Consider the following 22,338-nt stretch of genomic DNA (forward strand, 5'->3'; position numbering starts at 1 on the left):
GGTAAGCTGGCCCGTCGAGTGCGTTCACCCGTCGAACCACCACCTGAGAAGGAACGTCACACCCGTGTCCACACCAGTCCACACGCTCGACCGCGTGGTCATCCGCTTCGCCGGCGACTCCGGCGACGGCATGCAGCTCACCGGCGACCGGTTCACCTCCGACACCGCGAACGCGGGCAACGACTTCGCGACGCTGCCCAACTTCCCGGCCGAGATCCGGGCACCGCAGGGCACGATCGCCGGTGTCTCCAGCTTCCAGCTCCACTTCGCGGGTGCCGACATCAAGACCCCGGGCGACAAGCCCGACGTGCTGGTCGCCATGAACCCCGCCGCGCTGCGCGCCAACCTCGGCGATCTCAAGCGCGGCGGCGTCCTGCTGGCCGACTCCCACGAGTTCACCAAGCGCAACCTCGCCAAGGTGGGCTACCAGTCCAACCCGCTCGAGGACGGGTCGCTGGCCGACTACCAGCTCCACGCCCTCGACCTCACCGGGCTGACCGTGGCGTCCGTCGAGTCGTTCGGGCTGGGCCGCAAGGAGGCCTCGCGGGCCAAGAACATGTACGCCCTCGGCCTGCTCACCTGGCTCTACAGCCGCCCCGAGGCGCACACGCTGGAGTTCCTGGACCGGCGCTTCGCCGCCAAGCCGCAGATCCGCGACTCGAACAAGGCGGCCTTCCTCGCCGGCCACGCCTACGGGGAGACGACCGAGACGTTCGCCGTCCGCTACGAGATTCCCGCCGCGCCCGCGCCCGCCGGCACCTACCGGCAGATCAGTGGCAACCGCGCCCTGGCGCTCGGCCTCATGGCCGCCGCCGTGAAGGCCGACCTGCCGCTGTTCCTGGGCGCCTACCCGATCACGCCGGCGTCCGACGTGTTGCACGAGCTGAGCAAGGCAAAGAACCAGGGCGTCACCACGTTCCAGGCCGAGGACGAGATCGCCGCGGTCGGGGCTGCGCTGGGGGCGTCCTACGCGGGCGCGCTGGGCGTGACGACGACGTCGGGGCCCGGCATGGCGCTGAAGAGCGAGACGATCTCGCTCGCGATCATGCTGGAGCAGCCGCTCGTGGTCGTGGACGTGCAGCGGGCCGGCCCGGCCACCGGCATGCCCACGAAGACCGAGCAGGCCGACCTGTTCCAGTCCCTCTACGGCCGGCACGGCGAGGCGCCGCTGCCGGTGATCGCCGCCCAGTCGCCCGCCGACTGCTTCGACGCCGCCATTGAGGCGACGCGCATCGCGCTGCGCTACCGCACGCCGGTGATCCTGCTGAGCGACGGCTACCTCGCCAACGGCGCCGAGCCGTGGCTGATTCCGGACCTGGCGTCCATCGAGCCGATCGAGGTGGGCTTCGCGACCGAGCCGAACGGTCCCGACGGCACCTTCCTGCCGTACGCCCGCGACGAGCGCCTCGCCCGCCCGCTGGCCGTGCCCGGCACCCCCGGCCTCGAGCATCGCATCGGGGGCATCGAGAAGGGCGACGGCACCGGCAACGTCAGCTACGACCCCGACAACCACGAGAAGATGGTGGCGCTGCGCCAGGCGAAGGTCGACGGCATCGTGCGCGACATCCCCGACCTGGTGGTCGAGGATCCCTCGGGGGAGGCGGACGTCCTCGTGCTCGGCTGGGGCTCCACCTGGGGGCCCATCGGCGCCGCCGCGACCCGCGTCCGCAACGCCGGCCGCGCCGTGGCCACCGCCCACCTGCGCCACCTGAACCCCATGCCGGCCAACACCGGCGAGGTGCTGCGCCGCTATCGCCGCGTCATCGTGCCCGAGATGAACCTCGGCCAGCTCGCCACGGTGCTGCGTGCGACGTACCTCGTCGACGTGAAGAGCTTCAGCGTGGTGCGGGGCCTGCCGATCAGCCCGGCCGAGCTCGCTCCGCACCTCATCGACCAGATCGACTCCCTGGGAGGCAACCAGTGACCGGACTCGCCCAGGTGCCCTTGGCACTCACCCCGATCAACCGCAAGGAGTTCGTCTCCGACCAGGAGGTGCGCTGGTGCCCCGGCTGCGGCGACTACGCCGTGCTCGCGGCGTTCCAGTCGCTCATGCCGCAGCTCGGCGTCCGCCGGGAGAACACCGTCATCGTCTCGGGCATCGGCTGCTCCTCGCGCTTCCCCTACTACGTCGACTCCTACGGCATGCACTCGATCCACGGCCGCGCGCCGGCGATCGCGTCCGGCGTCGCGCTGGCACGCGACGACCTCGCCGTGTGGGTCGTGACCGGCGACGGTGACGCCCTGAGCATCGGCGGCAACCATTTGATCCACGCCCTGCGGCGCAACGTGAACATCACGATCATGCTGTTCAACAACCGCATCTACGGGCTGACCAAGGGCCAGTTCTCCCCCACCTCGGAGACCGGCAAGGTGACGAAGTCCAGCCCGGCCGGCTCCGTCGACGCACCGTTCAACCCGGTGGCGCTGGCGCTGGGTGCCGGGGCGACGTTCGTGGCGCGCACGATCGACTCCGACCGCAAGCACCTCACCGAGGTGCTCACGGCGGCGGTCAACCACCGCGGTGCCTCGCTGGTGGAGATCTACCAGAACTGCCCGATCTTCAACGACGACGCCTTCGCCGGGCTCAAGGAGCCCGACTCGCCAGCCGTCGTCCCGCTCGTGGACGGCCAGCCGGTGACGTTCGCCGGCGGGGAGCAGGCCGTGGTGCGCTCCGGCGACGGGACGCTGATCGTCCGGCCCACCGCCGAGGTGGACGCCGGCGACATCGTGGTGCACGACGCGTCGGCCGACGACCCGTCCGTCGCCTTCCAGCTCGCCCAGCTCACCGCGAACCAGGACCTCTCGCGCTCCCCCATCGGCATCTTCCGTTCGGTGGATCGCCCGGTGTTCGACGACGAGGCCCGGCGTCAGGTGCACATGCCCGATGACCGCTCCGCCGCGCTGCAGGAGCTCATCACCGGCCCCGACACCTGGACCGTCGCCTGACTCCGCAGCCGAGGTGGGTTGACGCGGTGTGGTGAAGAGGTGTGCTGATCCAGTGGGCGTCCGAGGGCGGCTGACCCGGTGGGCGCCATCGCCATCGCGTCCCCGATCCTGAGCCGCCTCGTCCCTGCGCTCCACGTGGCGCACCTCAAGGCCACGTGGCGGGCCGCGCGCACGGGCCGCCACGTGGGCCCCGCTGCGCCACGTGAGGAGAAGGCGCGCCAAGTGGCCATGCAGTGCGCCAGGTCGCCGAGGCGAAACGTGGCGAGGCCGCGTGGGTTCCTCCGACCGCTCAGCTCCCCCCGCGGCCCAGATCACCCCGCGCCTGGAACGACCGCGTGGTCCGGGCGGGCCGCGGCTCAGCTCGACCGGGTCGGGACCTCCGAGCGGTCAGAGCAGAGAGGCCAGAGCGGCGAGGTCAGAGCGGATCGCCGCGGCCGTCCAGGGCGTCGCCGGCGCGGATGAGGGCCAGGTGACTGAAGGCCTGGGGGAAGTTCCCCGCGAGGCGTCCGCCCTCCTCGTCGTACTCCTCGGCGAGCAGCCCGAGATCGTTGGCCACGCCGAGCACGCGATCCATGATGGCCTTGGCGTCCTCCCGGCGCCCGGAGCAGGCGTACTGCTCGACCAGCCAGAGCGTGCACATGATGAACGCGTACTCGTCCCCCTCCAGGCCGTCGAGGCCCGCGCCGGTGCGATACCGGTGCACGAATCCCGCATCGGAGGCCAGATCGGACTCGATGCGCGCCACGGTGCCGAGCATGGCCGGGTCGTCGTAGGCGACGAAGCCGGCGTGCGGCAGCTGCAGCAGTGAGGCGTCCACCTCGTTGTTCTCATACGTCTGGGTGAAGGAGTTGAGCTCGCGGTCGAAGCCCCGCTCCCAGATCTCGTCGTGCAGGGCGGCGCGGCGCTCGCGCCACAGGTCGACGTCGCCCGGCAAGTCGTACTCCTCGACGGCCTCGATGGCGCAGTTGAGCGCCGCCCACATCATCACGCGGCCGTGGGTGAAGTGGTGCAGGTCCCCGCGCATCTCCCAGATGCCGTGGTCCTTACGGTCGAAGTTGTCGAGCAGGAAGGCCACGAGGTTCTTCTGCATGGCCCAGCTCGGGTCGGACTCCTTGTCCGCCCGCCGCAGCTTGGCCAGCGCGAGCATGACCTCCCCCACGACGTCGGCCTGGTACTGGTCGGCCGCGCCGTTGCCGATGCGCACGGGGCGGGAGTTCTCATACCCCGAGAGATGGTCCAACTCCTCCTCCGGCAGGTGCCGCTCACCGCTGAGGCCGTACATGATGCGGACGTCCTCGGCGTCCCCCGCGATGGCCCGGATGAGCCACTGGCGCCACAGCTCGGCGCTGTCCGTCTCCCCGTGGTCGAGCAGCGCCTCGATGGTGAAGGCGGCGTCGCGCAGCCACGTGAAGCGGTAGTCCCAGTTCCGCTCCCCGCCGAAGTGCTCCGGCAGGGACGCCGTGGGCGCGGCCACCAGCCCGCCCGTCCGCGAGTGGGTCAGACCACGCAGCACCACCAGCGAGCGGGCCACGGCCTCGGCGTAGGGGTGGTCGTCGTCGTGGGCCGTGGCCTCACGGATCCAGCCCTCCCAGAACTCGACGGTCTCGGCACGGGCCGCCTCCACCGCCACGGGATCGGGCATGGGGTCGTAGGAGCGCGCCCACGTCAGCGTCCAGCACGCGGACTCCCCCGCAGCGAGCGCGAACGACCCGGCCAGGTGGCGCATCGGGCCCCCCGCGTCCAGGTCGCCGATGCACGCCTCGTCATCGCTGGCCTCGAGCAGCGGGCCGTGCAGGTTGAGTGCGTCCTCGCCGGCCACGAACCGCCACACCCGCTCGCCGTTGTGCTCGGTGATGCGGCTCCAGGGCTTGCGGCGTGCGTAGTCGAACCCCAGCACGAGGTCGTGGCGCACCTCGACCTCACCCTCCAGGCACTCGACGTGGCGCACCAGATCGGCGTGGTCGGACGACGGCGGCATGAAGTCGGTGACGCGCACCACCCCGCTCTCGCCGCGCCACGTCGTCTCCAACACCAGTGAGTGGCCGACGTAGCGCCGCTGCTCCGGCTCGGCGTTCGCGACGCAGAGCTGCCAGTGGCCGTCATCGGGGGTCCCGACCAGGGCGGTGAACACCGCCGGGGAGTCGAACCGGGGCAGGCACAGCCAGTCGATGCTGCCGTGCCGCGAGACCAGGGGCCCCGTGTGCAGGTCGGAAAGCAGGGCATAGTCCTCGATCGGCGCACTCATGGCCCTTTGCTATCACATCGACCCAAGGCGGCGGCTGCGGTCGCCACACGAAGGTCACGGTTTGGCAACGCACCCTTCCTTCGGGTGAAGCAGCCCTACTACGGTGACTAAACCTTTAGCTGGCTAAACCTTTAGTCCGCCGGGAGAGGAGAGCCATGACGGCGAACAACCCCTCGGCATCCGGCCCCGCCTCGACGTCGAGGCTCGCCCCGGAGCCACGGGCCAACGTGCCCGAGACCCCGCTCGCCCAGATGCCCGAACCGCGCCGCAGCCGGGGCGGCCGCTTCCTTGCCAAGCGTGCAGGGTTCTACCTGCTCACGGCATGGGTGGCTCTCACCATCAACTTCTTCGTGCCGCGCGCCATGCCGGGCGACCCCGCCCAGACGCTGGCGCTCCAGATCACCCGCCAGACCGGCACCACGCTCAGCCCCGAGGTGCTGCAGTCGATCCGCAACCTGTACGGCGACCCGAACCAGAACCTGTTCGAGCAGTACTGGAACTACCTCGGCAGCATCTTCACCCTCGACTTCGGCCTCTCGGTCTCCCGCTATCCGGTCCCCGTGCTCGAGCTGATCCTGGGTGCGTTGCCGTGGACGCTGTTCCTCGTGGGCGTCTCGACCCTCGTCGCCTGGCTGGTGGGCACCTCGCTCGGCATCATCGTCGGCCACCGGCCCGGGTCGCGGCTGGACCTGTGGCTCACACCGATCTCCCAGTTCTTCTCGTCCATGCCGTCGTTCTGGGTGGCGCTGCTGACGCTGTGGGTCTTCTCCCTCACGCTCGGGCTGTTCCCCTCCTCCGGCGGGTACAGCCCCAACGTGCCGTTCCAGATCAACAACGTCTGGTTCCTGCTGTCGGTCTTCCGCTACGCCACCCTGCCCATCCTCACCGGGGTGTTCGTGGGCTTCTCGGGGTGGCTGTTCGCGATGCGCAACATGATGGTCACGACGATCAGCGAAGACTTCGTCACGCTCGCCCGGGCCAAGGGCATCAGCGAGCGACGCGTCATCTTCCGCTACGCCGCACGCAACGCGATGCTGCCGAACATCACCGGCCTGGCCTCCTCGATCGGCGGCATCATCGGCGGCGTCGTCCTCACCGAGATCGTGTTCACCTACCCGGACATGGGGTACCTGCTGTTCCAGGCGATCACCACCAAGGACTACCCGCTGATGCAGGCCATCTTCCTCATGATCGTGCTCGCCGTGCTGGTGGCGAACTTCATCGCCGACTCGCTGTACGTGCTGCTGGATCCGCGGACGAGGGAGGTCTGAGCCATGGACCGGCTCCTGCGCAACCCCAAGGTCGTCATTGGCCTCGCCATCCTCGCCTTCTTCGTCCTCGTGGCGATCTTCGGGCCCTGGCTCATCTCGGCCCTGGGGCTCAACCCCCGGGCGGTGGACGACGGGGCGATCGCCACTCCCCCGTCCGCCGACCACTGGCTGGGCACGAACAACACCGGGCAGGACCTGTTCGCCCAACTGGTCGTGGGGGCTCGCGGCTCGGTGGTCGTCGGCGCCCTGGCCGGCACCATCGCCACGGTCATGGCGGTGGCGGTGGGCACCACGTCCGGGTACCTCGGCGGCACGGCCGACCGCACCATCAACGCGATCGTGAACGTCCTGATGACCCTGCCGGGTTTCGCCCTGCTCTTCATCATCGCGGGCTACGTCCAGAACGCCGGGTACATCCTGATCGCCCTGGTCATCGGCCTGCTGGGGTGGCCGGGCGGCGCCCGCTCCATCCGGGCCCAGACGCTGAGCCTCCGCAACCGGGACTTCACGTCGGCCCTGCGCACCACCGGGGAGTCGACGTGGCGCATCATCCTCGTCGAGGTGATTCCGCACCTGGGCGGCGTCATCTCCGCGATGTTCCTGTCCGCCCTCGTGGGCGGCATCTTCGCCGAGTCGTCCCTGGCGTTCCTCGGCCTGGGTGACACCTCGGGCATCACGTGGGGCACGATGATCGCCCAGGCCCAGTCCTCCGGCGCCATCCTGCGGGGCCAGTGGTGGTACTTCCTGCCGCCCGGCCTGTGCATCGCGATCATCGGCTTCGCCACCGCGCTCATCAACTTCGGCCTGGACGAGATCACCAACCCGAAGCTCAACTCGAGCCTCGCGGCCAGGACCCGCCGCTTCAACGCGGATCTGGCCAGGGCCAACGGACGAAAGGTCACAGCATGACGCGCCTGCTGGAGGTCAGCGACCTCGACGTGGTGTACCTCGGACTCACCGACGAGGGCAACGTCCGTGCCTGCGCGGACATCAACTTCACGCTGGAGCGCGGGGAGATCCTCGGCATTGCCGGGGAGTCCGCCTCGGGCAAGTCGACGCTGCTGACGGCGGTGACCCGGCTGCAGCAGGCACCTGCGGTGACGCCCAAGGGCAGCGTACGCTTCTACGACGCGGGCGACAGCGAGGGGGTCGACCTCATCGCGGCCGACGAGAAGGCGCTGCGACGCTACCGCTGGTCGGACATCTCCATCGTCATGCAGTCCGCCATGGCCTGCCTCAACCCGGTCACCCGCCTGGAGGCCCAGTTCGCGGACGCCCTCAGGGCGCACGACCGCAGCCTGAACCGGGCCCAGATCAGGCAGCGGACCGCCGACCTGCTCGCCATGGTGGGCATCGCGCCGCAGGCGATGGGCAAGTTCGCCCACGAGCTGTCCGGCGGCATGCGGCAGCGCGCACTGATCGCGTTGGCGCTGGCCTGCGACCCCGACCTCATCGTGATGGACGAGCCGACCACCGCCGTCGACGTCGTCATGCAGCGTCAGATCCTCAACCAGATCCTGCGCCTGCAGCACGAGCTCGGCTTCGCCGTCCTGTTCGTCACCCACGACCTGTCGTTGCTGCTCGAAATGGCCGACCGGATCGCCATCATGTACGGCGGCCGCATCGTGGAGATCGGGCAGGCACGTCAGATCGCCGACGACCCGCAACACCCCTACACCCGCGGGCTGCGCAACGCGTTCCCCTCGCTGACCGAACCCCGTCGGGAGCGCCACGGCATCCCCCGCTCGCCGCCCGACCTGCGCAAGCTGCCCGCCGGGTGCGCCTTCGAACCCCGCTGCGACGAGTCGGTCGCCGCCTGCGCCGCGGTGCGGCCCGAGCTGCTCGACATCGGCCCCTGCCTCGCTGCGTGCCACGTCCGCGCGGCCGAGCGCGGCGTCGCCCCCCTGCCCACCGCCCGACCGGCCACGGAGGTGATCGCATGACCCGGACCACCGGCTCCGGCCCCGTGTTGAGCGCCGACCAGCTGAGCATCATCTTCGACGGCAAGGACGCCGCCGGCCACGCCGTCGAGGTGCGCGCCTGCAACAAGGTGAGCCTCGACCTGCACGCCGGCGAGATCGTGGCGCTGGTCGGCGAATCGGGCTCGGGCAAGACGACCCTCGCCCGCGCGTTCGCCCGCATCTTCGCCCCCGACGAGGGCGAGATCCGCTTCCACGGTGAGCGCATCACCGGGCGGCCGAAGCGTTCCTTCTACCGCCACGTCCAGTTGGTCTACCAAGATCCCTTCGCATCGCTGAACTCGCTGAAGACCATCCGGCACATCCTGGGCCGGACGATCCGCATCCACAAGCCCGAACTGACACGGTCCGAGGTCACCGCCCAGATCCTGCAACTGCTGGAGATGGTGGCGCTGACCCCCGCGGAGGACTACATCGACCGCTTCCCCAGCTCCCTGTCGGGCGGCCAGCGTCAGCGCATCTCGATCGCCCGCGCGCTGGCGGTGGAGCCGGACGTGATCCTGGCCGACGAGCCCACGTCGATGCTGGACGTCAGCATCCGACTCGACGTCCTCAACCTGTTGGACGCCATCCGGCGCGAGCGGGGCGTCACGATCCTGTACATCACCCACGACATCGCGAGCGCCCGCTACGTGTCGGACCGCATGTGCGTCATGTACTCCGGCGAGCTGGTCGAGAGCGGGCCGACCGAGGAGGTCGTCTCGAACCCCCGGCACCCCTACACCCAGCTGCTGCTGGCCTCGGCGCCGGACCCCTCCCGCACGAAGCCGGCCGAGCCCGGCGACACCCCCGACGTCGACGAACCCGCCGACCCCTCGCAGGCCATCTCCGGATGCCGCTTCAACCCGCGCTGCCCGGCGGTCATGGACCGCTGCACGGCGGAGAAGCCCCCCTTGTTCACCGTCGGCGAGCAGCAGGTGAAGTGCTGGCTCTACGACGGGGTGGAAGCACCCACCAGAGCCCGCTCGACCGATGAGGAGCACCGACCATGAAGAAAGTGATCGCGGGAGCCATGGCGGCCTCCCTCTGTCTGGCCCTCGGGGCCTGTTCCACCGAGGGCGGCCCCGGCAGCTCTCCGGAAGGAGACGCACCCCGGGTGCTGAACCAGGTGGGCTGGGGAGGCACCACCTGGAACCAGAACTTCAACCTGTTCTCGCCCACCGGCGTCAGCGTCACCCCGGGGACGGCCTACATCTACGAGCCGCTCATCCGCGTCAACCGGATCGCCGCCGGCGAGATGATGCCCTACCTGGCCGAGTCGTGGGAGTTCAACGACGCCGGGACGGAACTGACGTTCACCCTGCGCGACGACGTCACCTGGTCCGACGGTGAGCCGTTCACCTCGGCCGACGTGAAGTTCACGTGGGATCTGGTCCTCTCCGGCGAGACCCCCGCGTCCTACCCGTTCACCTCGGTCGAGACCCCCGACGAGCACACCGTCGTCGTGACGTACGAGGAGCAGTCCTTCCAGGACCTGGTGGGCTTCTCCACGCGACGCATCGTGCCAGCCCACGTGTGGGAGAACCAGGACGTCCGCACCTGGACCAACCCCGAGCCGGTCGGTACCGGGCCCGCGACGGTCTCGCAGTTCAGCCCCCAGCAGATCACGTTCGACATCCGTGACGACTGGTGGGGTGGCGAGTCGAAGGGTCTCGACCAGCTGAACATGCACGCCATCACCGGCGACGCGACGAAGTCGCAGATCATCTCCGGGCAGGTCGACTACGGCACGTTCGGCTGGGCCAACGCCCAGCAGGAGTTCGTGGACCTCGCCCCCGAGACCAACTTCTACGGCTTCTACCCCGTCGGCACCGCCGACGGCCTCATCTTCAACGTCGAGCAGGCCCCCTACAACGACGTCCACGTCCGCCGGGCGCTCCGCGCGGCGGTGGATCTGGAGACCGCGGCAGAGATCGTGGCCGTCGGCTACGGCGTCCCGAGCGAGGCGGCGCTCGACCCGGTCGTGTACGCCGACCAGCTCGCACCCAACTCCGAGCACCGCTACGACCCGGAGTATGCCCAAAGCGAGCTCCAGGCCGGCGGCTGGACCGTGTCCGACGGGCAGCTCGTGGGCCCGGACGGCCAGAGCCACAGCCTGCGCTACGACGTGTACCAGCCCTATGACGAGTGGGTCCGCACCGGCACCATCCTCGCCGACCAGTGGCAGCGCAACCTCGGGCTCGAGGTGGCCGTGAACCAGATGGCCGACGCACCGTTCTCCGAGGCGTCCACCACCGGCAACTTCGGGATGCTCTCGTCCAGCCCGACCGGTGGGTCGACGCCCTACCAGGTGTTCAACTCCCTCGGCGAGGAGACCTACGTCCCCCTCGGCGAGCAGGCAATCAACAACTACGGGCGCTGGCAGAACGAGGAGTACAACGCCATCGTCACCGAACTGGCCGGCATCGCCCCCGGGTCCGACGACGCCCGCGCCCGCGAGCTGTCCATCCGCGCCCAGGAGATCCTGATCGACGAGGCGCCGTTCATCGCGACGGCCACCGCCGGCTGGAAGGCCGTCATCAACGGCCAGCACTGGACGAACTTCCCGGTGCCGGGTGAGGACGACTACGCGCCGAACCCGACGCTGCCCGCCGACGCCGCCCTCACCATCATGAACATCGAGTACCGCGAGTGACGAGGTTCTGATCCCTTCCGGTGGGGCGCCCTGCGGGGTGCCCCACCGGCCCATCCGGCCCAGGAGAGACATGTTCACGGTGACCGACCACGGGTTCGAGCGCGACGGTGCGGCCCACCGCATCGTTTCCGGTGCCCTGCACTACTTCCGCGTCCACCCGGCGCTGTGGGCCGATCGGCTGCGGCGCCTGCGCACGCTGGGCGCCAACACGGTCGAGACGTGTGTAGCCTGGAACTTCCACGCGCCCGCCCCGGGCCGCACCGAGTTCGACGGCCCGCGTGATCTCGGCGCCTTCCTGGACGCCGCCGCGGCCGCCGACCTGGACGTGATCGTCCGCCCCGGCCCCTACATCTGCGCCGAGTGGGAGGGTGGTGGCCTGCCGGGCTGGCTCCTCGCCGACCCGCGCCTGCGCCTGCGCTGCTCCGACCCTGCCTACCTCGCCGCCGTCGACGCGTGGTTCGACGTCCTGATCCCAATTGTCGCGGCGCGGCAGTACCCCGAGGGCGGCCGCGTGGTCGCCGTCCAGGTCGAGAACGAGTACGGCAGCTACGGCGACGACCGCGCCCACCTCGAGCACCTGCGCGACGGCCTCCTGCGGCGCGGCATCCACGTCCCGCTCATGACGAGCGACGGCCCGACGCTGCAGTACCTGCTCGGCGGCACCGTGGCGGGTGCCACGCCCACCATCAATTTCGGATCCCGGGCGGTTGAGTACCTGGCTGCCTTCCGCGCGGAGTACCCCGACACGCCGGCTCTGTGCATGGAGTTCTGGAACGGGTGGTTCGACCACTGGGGCGAGCCGCACCACACCCGCCCGGCTGCCGATGCCGCGGCCGAGCTGGCCGCCATGCTCGATCACGGCATGGACGTGAACCTCTACATGGCCCACGGCGGCACCAACAGCGGGCTGTGGAACGGCTGCAACCATGACGGCGTGCTCCAACCCACGGTGACCAGCTACGACTACGACGCCGCCATCGCCGAGGACGGCACGCTGACCGCCAAGTTCCACGCCTTCCGCGAGGTCATCGCCCGCCACCTTCCGATTCCCGAGATCCCGGACGACCTGATGGCCGAACCGGCGCCCGCCCCTGCCACCGAGTTGAGCGAGGTCGCACGCGGCACGCTGACGTTCGACGACCTCGTCTCATTGGCGCGCGCCACGCTCGGTGCCGTGCCCGGCCTACGCCTGCCCGAGGGCCCCTCGCCCTTCCCGCCGTCGTTCGAGGACCTTGGTCTGGAGCGCGGCCTGTTGCTGCTCCGCGCCCGCGTCGACCACCCCGGTGGCAGCGTCCCTCTGCGCCTGTACGGCCTGCGGGACCGTGCGCACGTCTTCGTCGACGGACGGCTGGTCGGCATTGCCGAGCGGGACGAGGGCACCCCGGATGCGCTCGACATCACGGCGGAGCGCGGCGAGCTGGTGCTGGACCTGGTCGTCGAATCGCTGGGCCGGATCAACTTCGGCCCGCTCCTCGGGGAGCGCAAGGGGGTGCTGCGCGGCGCCTGGTTCGGGACGCGGTTCGTCATGGGTTGGGAGGCGTGGCCGCTGGCGCTGGACCGCATCGGCACCAGCGTCGCCGCCCTGGCGATCCGTGAGCAGGACGCCGACGGGCTCGCCGTGGCCCGCTATGCGCTGGACACCACGGCCGGGCGCGACGTCTTCCTCGACCTCCGGGCCCACACGCGCGGGTTCGCGTGGGTCGGCGACGAACTCGTGGGCCGCTACTGGCGACGGGGCCCCCAGCAGACGCTGTACGTGCCGGCCCCGCTCGTGACGCAGGACATTGAGGTCACGCTGCTCGCCACCGACGGCCCCGGTGGCGGGCTCCGCACCGCCCCCGGCCCCATCCTCGACGAACTCCTCGACAAGGAGACCCCATGACCGACCTCCGCATCGGTGTCATCGGCTTCGGCCTGCGCCGCAGCATCGCGCGCCAGGCGCACCGCCCCGGGGAGGGCAGCCGCATCGTCGCCCTGTGCGACCCCTCGGAGCGAGCACGCAGCGAAGCCGTCACGGCGCTCGGGGAGGGCGTCCGCCTCGTCGACGATCTGGCCGATCTCTTCGCCGAGAACCTGGACGCCGTGATGGTGCTCACGCCGGACCACCTGCACCACGTACACGCCACCGCCAGCCTTGAGGCCGGGTTGGCCACGTTCTGCGAGAAGCCGCTGGCGACCCGGCTGGAGGACGCCGACGCGCTGCTCACCACCGCTCAGCGCACGGGGTCGCGCCTGTACGTGGGGCACAACATGCGCCACATGCCCGTGATCCGCCAGATGAAGGCGATCATCGACAGCGGGGAGATCGGCCGTGTCCGCTCCGTGTGGTGCCGCCACTTCGTCGGCACCGGTGGAGACTTCTACTTCAAGGACTGGCACGCCGACCGCAGGTACGTGAACTCGCTGCTGCTGCAGAAGGGCGCCCACGACCTCGACGTGATCCACTGGCTGGCCGGCGGGTACACCCGCGAGGTCTCGGGGATGGGCGACCTGATGGTCTATGGGCACATCACCGAGCGACGTGACAACTCCGACCGGCTGATGTGGGACTGGTACTCCCCCAACAACTGGCCGCCGACCGCACAGACCGACCTCAACCCGGTGGTGGACGTGGAGGACATCTCGCTGCTCACGTTGCGCCTCGACAATGGGGTGCTGGCCTCCTACGAGCAGTGCCACTTCACCCCCGACTACTGGCGCAACTACACCGTGATCGGCGACGCGGGCCGCATCGAGAACATCGGCGATGAGGGTGGGGACCAGATTCACGTCTGGACGTCCCGGCGTTCCAGCGCCCGGACGCCGGATCGGGTCGAGGTCATCGCTCGGGGCGACGGCGGGCACGGCGGCGCGGACGCCTCCCTCGCTGCCGAGTTCGTCCGGTTCGTCCGCGAGGGCGGCGCGACCGACGTCTCCACCGTCGCCGCGCGCGAGGCGGTGGCCACGGCATGCCTGGGCGTGGAGTCGATTCGCACCGACGGCTCGACCCGCCGCGTGCCGGAGCTGCCGGGAGCGACGCGGGCCTACTTCGACGCGGGGCAGCCGGGCTCGCGCTGAGCGGTTACTCTCCACCAGGACACGCGAATCCACACCGAGCCGGGAAAGGGCGGGCGGGATGGCCAAGAGAGCCAGGCTGATCGACGTGGCCGAGTCGGCCGGCGTCTCCACGGCCACGGTCTCGTTCGTGCTGTCGGGGAGCCGCTCCGGCCGGACGCCGGCGTCCCCCGAGACGGCCCGGCGCATCCACGAGGCCGCAGCGGCCCTCGGTTACGTCCCGAACAGCCACGCGCAGGCCATGCGCCGCGGGTACTCCACCACCATCGTGCTCGCCCTTGGCTCACCCGAGGATCCCTGGACAGCGCGCGTGGCCCAGGAGGTGCAGCGCCGCGCGCATCCGCAGGGCTTCTCGACGCTCGCCCTCGTCGATGAGACCTGGTATGAGTTCCTCCTCGGCTACACCCCCGGGGTGGCCCTCATCACCTCCACCGACTTCGACGAGACCGGCCTGGCCAAGGTCAACGACCTGGCCGACCGGGGCGCCACGCTCGTGGTGTTTGCCACCGAGGCGAGCGCCGACCGGTTCGACGTCATCAGCTCCTCCCCGGTCGCCGCCACCCGCGCCGCGTACGCCCGCCTGCGCGCGCGCCACGACCGCGTACACCTGCTCACGGTGCGGCCGTTCTCGGACGCATGGCGGGGGCCGTCGCGTCTGGCCGGCTTCCGGCTCGGCGCTGCGGACGCCGGCGACGCGGACGCCGAGGGCCGCGTCCACCTGAGCGGCTGGAGCCGCGACGAGGTCGCCGATCACTGCCACGCGCTGCTCGCCGAGCGACCGCGGCCCGAAGCGGTCATCTGCTCCACCGGGTACCTGGCCCAGACCCTGCGCTCGACCGCCCTCAGCCAGGGCATCACGTCGCCCGACGACCTGGAGATCATCGCGATCGGCGACATCCCCGACAACGCCCACAACCACCTCGGCCCCATCAGTCTCTACGGCACCGCGGACGGGTTCGGGCGGCTGGCCGACATCGTCGTCGCCCGCGCCACCGAGCAGATGGACACCCCGTTCCGGCGTCACGAGTTCGTCTGGGACTTCACGCCGGGCTCCACGACCAGAGACGAGTGAGACGATGCCCGACCCCGCCCCGCCGGCCCGAACCGTGCCCCACGACCCCCCGCGAACCAACGTGATCCTGATCTGTGCCGACCAGTGGCGCGCGGACTGTCTGGGCTCCAGCGGCCACCCCGACGTCTCGACCCCGGCCCTGGACCGCCTGGCCACGCAGGGAGTCTCCTTCGATCGGGCGTACTCCGCGACGCCGACGTGCGTGCCCGCCCGCATGGCGCTGATGACCGGCCTCACCCCCGAGAGCCACGGCCGGGTGGGTTACGCCGACGGCGCCCCCTTCAACGTCGGGGAGACGCTGCCGCGCGCGTTCGCCGCCGCGGGGTACCACACCCAGGCCATCGGCAAGATGCACTACTGGCCCGAGCGCGTCCGGATCGGCTTCGACGACGTCCTCCTCCACGACGGCTACCTCCACCACTCCCGCCGGCGGGGGCGTCCGATCGAGGAGTACGACGACTATGTGCCGTGGCTGCGCGACCAGCCCGGCGCCACTGCGCGGGAGGACTACCTCGACCACGGGCTGGGTTGCAACTCGATGGCGGCACGGCCCTGGGACAAGGAGGAACGCCTCCACCCGACGAACTGGCTGGTGACCGAGGCCGAGCGTTGGTTGTATCGACGCGACCCGACGGCGCCGTTCTTCCTCTACCTCTCGTTCCACCGGCCCCACGCGCCGCTGGACCCGCCACAGTGGGCGTGGGACCTGTACGCCGACGCCGAACTCACCCCGCCGGTGCAGGGCGACTGGCGCGCGCTGCTCGACCCCTATCGCGTGGAGGGCGACACCGAGGCGCTGGTGGCGCACTTCGACGACCGCGCCGTCCACCGCGCCCGGGCGGCCTACTACGGCCTCATCTCGCACGTGGACGCCCAGATCTCACGCCTGCTGCAGATCCTCGGCGAGTTCGGCCTGGCCGACGACACGGCGATCGCGTTCGTCTCCGACCACGGCGACATGCTGGGCGACCACGGGATGTGGCGCAAGGGCTACGCCTACGAGGGGTCCAGCCGCGTCCCCCTGCTGCTCGCCGGTCCTGGTGTCCCCCGGGGGACGCGCGTCGGGGGCCTGGTCGAGCTCCGCGACGTGATGCCGACGCTGCTCGAGCTGGCCGGCGTGCCGGTGCCGCCGACGGTCGAGGGACGTTCCGCGCTGCGCCTGTTCGCGGCCGACGGCGGCGGGGCGGGGTCGGACGCGGAGCCGGACGCGTGGCGCACCCACCTCTTCGGCGAACACACGATCCTCGGCCAGTCGATGCAGTGGGTGGTCGGCGCGCGCCACAAGTACGTGTGGTGGTCCGGGGATGGGCACGAGCAGTTGTTCGACCTGGTGGCCGACCCCACCGAGCTTCACGACCTCGCCCGGGACGACACCCACGCCGACGCCCTCGCCACGCACCGCGCCCTGCTCATCGACCACCTCACCGACCGGCCCGAGGGGTTCGTGCGCGAGGGCGTCCTGACGCCCGGGGCGTCCGTGGGCCCGCTGCTGGACACCGCACGCACGCCCCGCTGACGGCGAGGCTGCGAGCCGGAGCCACCGGGGGGCGCGTCAACGGGGCCCGGTCAACGGGGCCTGGTCACCGGGGCCTGGTCACCGGGGCGGGCGCCGTCGCCACGGCCCCGTACCGCCCGCCTGCCACGGGTGGGGGCCGTCGAGGGGACGGTGGTTCACCGCCTTGGCGGCCAGGCGTTCGACGTGGGCCCGGAGCCGGGGCTCGAAGGCCGCCGGATCGGCCGGGCCGCTCCACGCCACCTCCGCCAGGGCGCACAGGCGCGGCCAGACCATGTACTCGACGTGCTCGACCGTGGTGAAGAACTCCGACCAGGCCTGCCCCTGGACGCCCAGCAGGCGGGGTCGATCGGCCTCGGCGACCCCCTCGGCCGGGTCGAACGCGACCACGTCCTCCCACCTCCGCGCCGGGTTCCGGGCGAGCGGCTCGTCCTCGCCATCGGACTGGTGGTAGTCGAAGTACAGCAACGGGCACGGCGCCATGACGACCTCGTGGCCGCGGGCAAGCGCGGCACGGCCGGGCTCCACCCCACGCCAACTCATGACGACGACGTCCTCGATGTCGTCGCCCTCGACGATCTCGTCCCACCCCAGGGTGCGGCGGCCGCGGGCGGCCAGCCAGTCGCGCAGGTGGCGGGTGAACCACGCCTGGAGCTCCTCGACGCCGCCCAGCCCGCGGGAGGCCGCGAGGGCGTCCGCCTCCGGGTTGTCGCGCCACTGGGTCGTCGGGCACTCATCGCCCCCGATGTGGATGATCTCGCTGGGGAACACCGCCAGCAGGTCGGTGTAGATGTCCTCGACGAGGGCGAGGGCCCTGTCATCGAGCCACAGCACCTCGTCCAGCACGTCGAAGTGCGTCGCGATCGGCAGTCCTTCACCCCAGCCGTATTCCGGATAGGCGGCCAACAGCGCGCGCACATGGCCGGGCACGTCCACCTCCGGCACGATCGTGATGCCGCGCTCGGCGGCGTGCGCGACGAGGGCCCGCAGCTGGTCCTGGGTGTAGAACCCGCCCCGGGGGATGCCGTCGTGCTCGGTCATGCCCGGGTAGATCGTGCCGGGGCGGTGGGCGCCGACTTCGGTGAGGCGCGGGTGCTTCGGCACCTCGAAGCGCCACCCCTGGTCGTCGGTCAGGTGGAGGTGGAGCACGTTGAACTTGTGCGCTGCCAGGGTGTCGACGAAGGCGAAGAGCCACGGCAGCGGGTGGAAGTGCCGCGCGACGTCGATGTGGGCGCCGCGCCAGGCGTGGCGCGGCGCGTCCTCGATGCGGCAGCAGGCGACGGTGCGCGGCAGCCCCGGGCGGGCCGTCGGCAACCCGAAACCGGGGTCGAGCAGCTGCAGAAAGGTCCGGAGGCCGTGCACGAGACCGGCCTCCTCCCCCGCTGCGAGGGTGACGCCGCCCGCCGTCACTTCGAGCCGGTAGGCGCCATCGGTGAGCTCATCGACCCTCGTCAGCGTGAGGGCACCGCCGGCTGCTTCCGTGGCGTCCGTGGTGCGTTCGGCCCCGCAGGACGCGAGCATGCGGCAGGCCGTCCGGGCCCAGGCGGCCGGCCCGGTCACGCCAGGGTGCTCGGGCAGCTCCCACACCCCCTCGGTCAGCGTCGCCGACACCGGGGTGGGCACGAGCGCGGCGAAGCGGGCAGCGGGCTCGGCGAGCAGGCTCATGGTCTGACCCTACCCAAGCCCCCGCCGCTCGGGGCCGAGAGGGCTGCGAGGGCTGCGGGCGTCAGGTGCCCGCGATCAGGGCCTTGAGCGCCGGAGCGTCGTTCGGCAGGTCGATGACGTGGCGCGGCAGATCTTCGATGCCGGCGAAGCGCTCGGGACGAGGGACGTCGGTGCCGAGCGCCTCCACGATGGTCGCGGAGAACTTCACCGGCAGCGCCGTCTCCAGCGCGATGATCGGCTCGGTGAGCCCGCGGGCGGACGCCAGCGCCCGCGCCACGCCGACGGCGTCGGCGGTGTGGGGGTCGATGACGACGCCGGAGCGGGCGTGCTCGGCGGCGATCGTGGCCAGCCGGTCCGCGTGGCTCGACGTGCCGGCCACGAACCCGAACCGGTCGGCGAGGGTGGCGAAGGCCTCCGTGCCGGAGAGGTCGAACTCGGCGGTCAAGGGCAGCCGGTGGGCGAACAGCTCCGTCACCGCCGCCGCGTCGCGGCCGAGCAGGTCGAAGACGAACCGCTCGAAGTTGGACGCCTTCGAGATGTCCATGCTCGGGCTGGAGGTCGCGTGGGTCTCGGAACGGCCGCGCACGCGGTAGACGCCCGTGGCGAAGAACTCGGCCAGCACGTTGTTCTCGTTGGTCGCGAGCACGAGGGTGTCGATGGGCAGCCCCATCGCACGCGCGATGTGGCCGGCGCAGATGTTGCCGAAGTTGCCCGACGGCACCGCGAAGGTGACGCGCTGGTCGTCCCGCGTGGTCGCCATCAGCCACAGCGCCACGTAGTAGACGACCTGGGCGACCAACCGGGCCCAGTTGATGGAGTTGACCGCGCCGATGCGGTGCTCGGCCTTGAAGGTGAGATCGGCGTTGACGGCCTTGACGAGATCCTGGCAGTCGTCGAAGACGCCGTCGACGGCGATGTTGACCACCGCCGGGTCGTCCAGACTGAACATCTGCGCCTGCTGGAACGGGCTCATCCGCCCGGCCGGGGTCAGCATGAAGACCTTCAGACGCTCCTTGCCCTGCATGGCGTACTCCGCCGCCGACCCGGTGTCTCCGCTCGTGGCGCCCAGGATGGTGAGGGTCTCGTCGCGGCGCTCCAGCTCGTACTCGAACAGCTCGCCCAGCAGCTGCATCGCCATGTCCTTGAACGCCGCGGTCGGGCCGTTGCTCAGGTGGCCCAGGTGGACGCCGCCGCCCAGGTCGGTCAGGCCCACGACGGCGTCCGACCCGAACGTGTCGGCCGCATAGGCGCGGGCGCAGAGCGCGTCCAGATCGTCGCGGTCGATGTCGTCGATGTAGAGCGCCAGCACCTCGGCGGCCAGCGCCGCGTACCCCTGCTCGGTGAGCACGCGCCGCCAGGCCGCGAGGGTGGCGGCGTCCAGCTGCGGGTAGGTCTCGGGCAGGTACAGCCCGCCGTCAGGCGCGAGACCGGCCAGCAGGATGTCGCAGAACGGCAGTCCGGGGCCGCCGGAGGCATCGCGGGTGGAGACGTAGCGCACCGGATCAGCCTAGCGGTGCCCCATCGCCCGCCCGCGCCGCGACCACGGGCAGCCGGTCGCCCGGGGCCGGCGCTCCGCGGGAGGGCCGTTGCTCAGAAACCCGGCGCGGTGCGCGGCCAGGGCAGGGCGAGTTCGAGCTCGGCCGCGAGGAGCAGCAGGGTGGCGTCGGCACCGCGGCGTCCGGTGAGCATGACGCCGATGGGGAGCACGACCCCGTCCACCTCGGCCCGCACCAGCGGGAGGCTGACCGACGGACGCCCAGTGAGGTTCGCGATCGACGTCCACGGGGTGAAGTCGATCTGGGCGGCGAAGTCGGCCGCCGGGTCGGCGTCGTTGCGCAGCGCCCCGACGGGCAGGGGCGGCTGGGCGAGCGTGGGCGTCAGGACGACGTCGAAGGCGCCCCAGGCCCGGTCGACGTCCCACTCCAGCCGGGCGATCTCCCCCAGGGCGGCGGCGTACTCCACCCCGGTCACGGCGCGGCCCCGCGCGCGCAGCCAGCGGGTCATGGGGGTGAGCGCCGGGTCGGCCTCCGGCGGCAGCGGGATCGAGGCCGCCCCGGTCGTCCACACGGCGTCGAAGGCGGCCCACCGGTCCGCGGCGAACGGGCGGGGCGCCTCCGCAACGCGGTGCCCCAGCGCGCCCAGCAGTTCGGCGACCTCCGCGACCGCGGCCAGGCAGGCCGGGTGGACGGCGGCGGCGTCGGAGATCACCGGCTCGGTCAGGACGCCGATCCTCAGGTCGGTGCCGGCGGCGTCCAGGCCGGCGAAGAAGTGGTGGCCGGGGGCGAGCACGTCCAGGGCCCACGCCGTGTCGCGCACCGTGGTGGTGAGGACGCCATCACTCACCAGGCCGGGGCCCGGCAACCGCGACGGCATCGTGTCGACGAGGCCGCGCGACGGCTTCAGCCCGACCAGCCCGCAACACGACGCCGGAATGCGGATGGAGCCGCCCCCGTCGGAGGCGTGGGCGATCGGCACGATGCCGGACGCCACCGCCGCGGCCGCGCCACCGCTCGACCCGCCGGCCATGCGCGTCGGATCCCACGGCGTCACCGCCGGCGGGGCGCCGTCCGGCTCGGTGTAGCAGGGGAAGCCGAACTCCGGTGTGGCCGTCTTGCCCACGGTCACCGCCCCGGCGGCCTCCAGCCGCGCGGCCGAGACATCCGTCGCGCCGGCGAGAGTGCCTGCCAGCGCGCGGCTGCCCGCCGCGAACGGCACGCCAGCGACCTCGACGAGATCCTTGATCGGCAACGGCACCCCGGCCAGCGGGGCGTCACCCAGGGTGCCGGAGGCCACCGCGGCGTCGACCGCGTCGGCCTGCCCCAGGGCCCGCTCCGCGGCGAACGCGGCGAACGCCCCCAGGGAGGGGTTCAGCCCCTCTCCCCGGGCGAGGGCCGCCTCGGCCACCTCCCGCGCGGACACCTCTCCCGCGCGCACGGCCGCGGCCAGGGCGACGGCGTCCACCGCGGCAGCGGTCATGGCCTAGGACGACCGCTGGACGACGGTGTCGCAGAGCGCCACCAACGCGTCCCGGGCCTCGCCGGGCGGCAGCACGGCCACGTGCGCCCGGGCCGACTCGGCGCGCCGCTCCACCTCGGCACGGGCGTCGTCCATCACGCGGTGGGCCCGCAGCCCGGCCAGGGCCTCGGCCACCTCGGCGTCATCGGACAACGGCCGGGACACCAGGTCGCGCAGGCGGGCGTCCGCCGGATCCTCCGACGCCCCCAGCAGCAGCGTCGGCAAGGTGGCGACCCCTTCGCGGAGGTCGGTCCCGGGCGTCTTGCCGGAGGTGTCGGAGGCGATGTCGATGATGTCGTCGCTGAGCTGGAAGACGAGGCCGATCTCCTCGCCGTAGGCGGCCAGCGCCGCCACGACCTCGCGCGGCGCCCCGGCCACCATGGCCCCGAACATGGCCGAGGCGGCGATGAGCGAACCCGTCTTGTCGGCGACGACGCTCAGGTAGTGGGCCAGGGGGTCCTCCCCCGCAGCCGGCCCGCGCGTCTCCGCGATCTGACCCTGGACGAGACGCGCAAACGTCTCCGCCTGCAGGGCGACGTACTCGGTGCCGAGTTGGGCAACGGTCGAGCTCGCGCGGGCGAACAGGTAGTCGCCAACCAGGATCGCGACCTCGTTGCCGTACCGGCTGTTGGCGCTGGGGACGCCGCGGCGAACGTCGGCCGAATCCATGACGTCGTCGTGGTAGAGCGATGCGACGTGCGTCAGCTCCATCACCACGGCCGCCTTGACGACGTCAGCGGGCGCCGCGTCGGCGTAGAGCTGCGAGGCCAGCACGACCAGCAGCGGCCGGAACCGCTTGCCGCCCGCCGCCAGCAGGTGCCGGGAGACCTCCGTCACGAACGGGGTGTCGGCCAGCGCCGTGGCGTGCAAGGCAGCCTCGATCGCGTCGAGGCGCTCGCGGACTTCAGCCTCGAACGCCGGGTCGGCCCCCGGATGGGTGATG

At 71.5% G+C, this 22,338-nt stretch carries 16 protein-coding genes; 11 read left to right on the forward strand and 5 right to left on the reverse strand.

The features are described 5' to 3' along the window. Positions 1-64 precede the first annotated feature (64 nt). Positions 65-1,924 (forward strand): 2-oxoacid:acceptor oxidoreductase subunit alpha, encoded by a 1,860-nt coding sequence (locus tag IFY26_RS15485; protein WP_232549908.1) that lies wholly within the window; start codon positions 65-67, stop codon positions 1,922-1,924. Further along, positions 1,921-2,946, forward strand: a complete 1,026-nt coding sequence (locus IFY26_RS15490; RefSeq protein ID WP_232549909.1) for a 2-oxoacid:ferredoxin oxidoreductase subunit beta — start codon at positions 1,921-1,923, stop codon at positions 2,944-2,946. Before IFY26_RS15485 ends, IFY26_RS15490 begins: the two co-directional genes overlap by 4 nt. 415 nt (positions 2,947-3,361) lie before the next feature. Here the strand turns inward: IFY26_RS15490 and IFY26_RS15495 are convergent, their stop codons facing one another. After that, positions 3,362-5,191 carry a glycoside hydrolase family 15 protein gene (locus tag IFY26_RS15495; RefSeq protein WP_232549910.1) on the reverse strand — a complete coding sequence of 610 codons (1,830 nt, stop codon included), beginning with the start codon at positions 5,189-5,191 and terminating at the stop codon, positions 3,362-3,364. A gap of 155 nt (positions 5,192-5,346) precedes the next feature. Between IFY26_RS15495 and IFY26_RS15500 the strand changes: the two genes are divergently transcribed. The 9 genes from IFY26_RS15500 (at position 5,347) to IFY26_RS15540 (ending at position 16,718) form a co-directional block, all read left to right on the forward strand. Then, positions 5,347-6,462 (forward strand): ABC transporter permease, encoded by a 1,116-nt coding sequence (locus IFY26_RS15500; protein WP_232549911.1) that lies wholly within the window; start codon positions 5,347-5,349, stop codon positions 6,460-6,462. Positions 6,463-6,465: 3 nt separating this feature from the next. After that, on the forward strand, positions 6,466-7,371 hold the full coding sequence (locus IFY26_RS15505) for an ABC transporter permease (RefSeq protein ID WP_232549912.1): 906 nt from the start codon (positions 6,466-6,468) through the stop codon (positions 7,369-7,371). Continuing rightward, positions 7,368-8,405 (forward strand): ABC transporter ATP-binding protein, encoded by a 1,038-nt coding sequence (locus IFY26_RS15510; RefSeq protein WP_232549913.1) that lies wholly within the window; start codon positions 7,368-7,370, stop codon positions 8,403-8,405. Before IFY26_RS15505 ends, IFY26_RS15510 begins: the two co-directional genes overlap by 4 nt. Beyond that, complete coding sequence (locus tag IFY26_RS15515) at positions 8,402-9,433, forward strand: ABC transporter ATP-binding protein (protein WP_232549914.1); 1,032 nt, start codon at positions 8,402-8,404, stop codon at positions 9,431-9,433. Before IFY26_RS15510 ends, IFY26_RS15515 begins: the two co-directional genes overlap by 4 nt. Then, positions 9,430-11,076 carry an ABC transporter substrate-binding protein gene (locus IFY26_RS15520; RefSeq protein ID WP_232549915.1) on the forward strand — a complete coding sequence of 549 codons (1,647 nt, stop codon included), beginning with the start codon at positions 9,430-9,432 and terminating at the stop codon, positions 11,074-11,076. The genes IFY26_RS15515 and IFY26_RS15520 overlap by 4 nt, the downstream gene beginning before the upstream one ends. 70 nt (positions 11,077-11,146) lie before the next feature. Further along, a complete protein-coding gene (locus IFY26_RS15525; RefSeq protein ID WP_232549916.1) occupies positions 11,147-12,958 on the forward strand; it encodes a beta-galactosidase in 1,812 nt (603 codons plus the stop codon). Continuing rightward, a complete protein-coding gene (locus IFY26_RS15530) occupies positions 12,955-14,133 on the forward strand; it encodes a Gfo/Idh/MocA family protein (RefSeq protein ID WP_232549917.1) in 1,179 nt (392 codons plus the stop codon). The genes IFY26_RS15525 and IFY26_RS15530 overlap by 4 nt, the downstream gene beginning before the upstream one ends. 58 nt (positions 14,134-14,191) lie before the next feature. Then, the gene (locus IFY26_RS15535) at positions 14,192-15,202 is read left to right on the forward strand and encodes a LacI family DNA-binding transcriptional regulator (protein ID WP_232549918.1); all 1,011 of its coding nucleotides are present in this window, start codon (positions 14,192-14,194) and stop codon (positions 15,200-15,202) included. Positions 15,203-15,206: 4 nt separating this feature from the next. Further along, the gene (locus IFY26_RS15540; protein WP_232549919.1) at positions 15,207-16,718 is read left to right on the forward strand and encodes an arylsulfatase; all 1,512 of its coding nucleotides are present in this window, start codon (positions 15,207-15,209) and stop codon (positions 16,716-16,718) included. 78 nt (positions 16,719-16,796) lie between these two features. Here the strand turns inward: IFY26_RS15540 and IFY26_RS15545 are convergent, their stop codons facing one another. From IFY26_RS15545 to IFY26_RS15560, 4 genes are all read right to left on the reverse strand, one after another. Continuing rightward, positions 16,797-18,380, reverse strand: a complete 1,584-nt coding sequence (locus tag IFY26_RS15545) for a beta-N-acetylhexosaminidase (RefSeq protein WP_232549920.1) — start codon at positions 18,378-18,380, stop codon at positions 16,797-16,799. 61 nt (positions 18,381-18,441) lie between these two features. Beyond that, entirely contained in the window at positions 18,442-19,878 is a 1,437-nt protein-coding gene (thrC, locus tag IFY26_RS15550; protein WP_232549921.1) for a threonine synthase, read from the reverse strand. Between the two features lie 92 nt (positions 19,879-19,970). Then, entirely contained in the window at positions 19,971-21,356 is a 1,386-nt protein-coding gene (locus tag IFY26_RS15555; protein WP_232549922.1) for an amidase, read from the reverse strand. A gap of 3 nt (positions 21,357-21,359) precedes the next feature. After that, positions 21,360-22,337 carry a polyprenyl synthetase family protein gene (locus IFY26_RS15560; protein ID WP_416046584.1) on the reverse strand — a complete coding sequence of 326 codons (978 nt, stop codon included), beginning with the start codon at positions 22,335-22,337 and terminating at the stop codon, positions 21,360-21,362. Between the last annotated feature and the right edge of the window lies 1 nt (position 22,338).

Origin of the sequence: Propioniciclava soli (assembly GCF_014858005.1) — a bacterium.
Classification (GTDB): domain Bacteria; phylum Actinomycetota; class Actinomycetes; order Propionibacteriales; family Propionibacteriaceae; genus Propioniciclava; species Propioniciclava soli.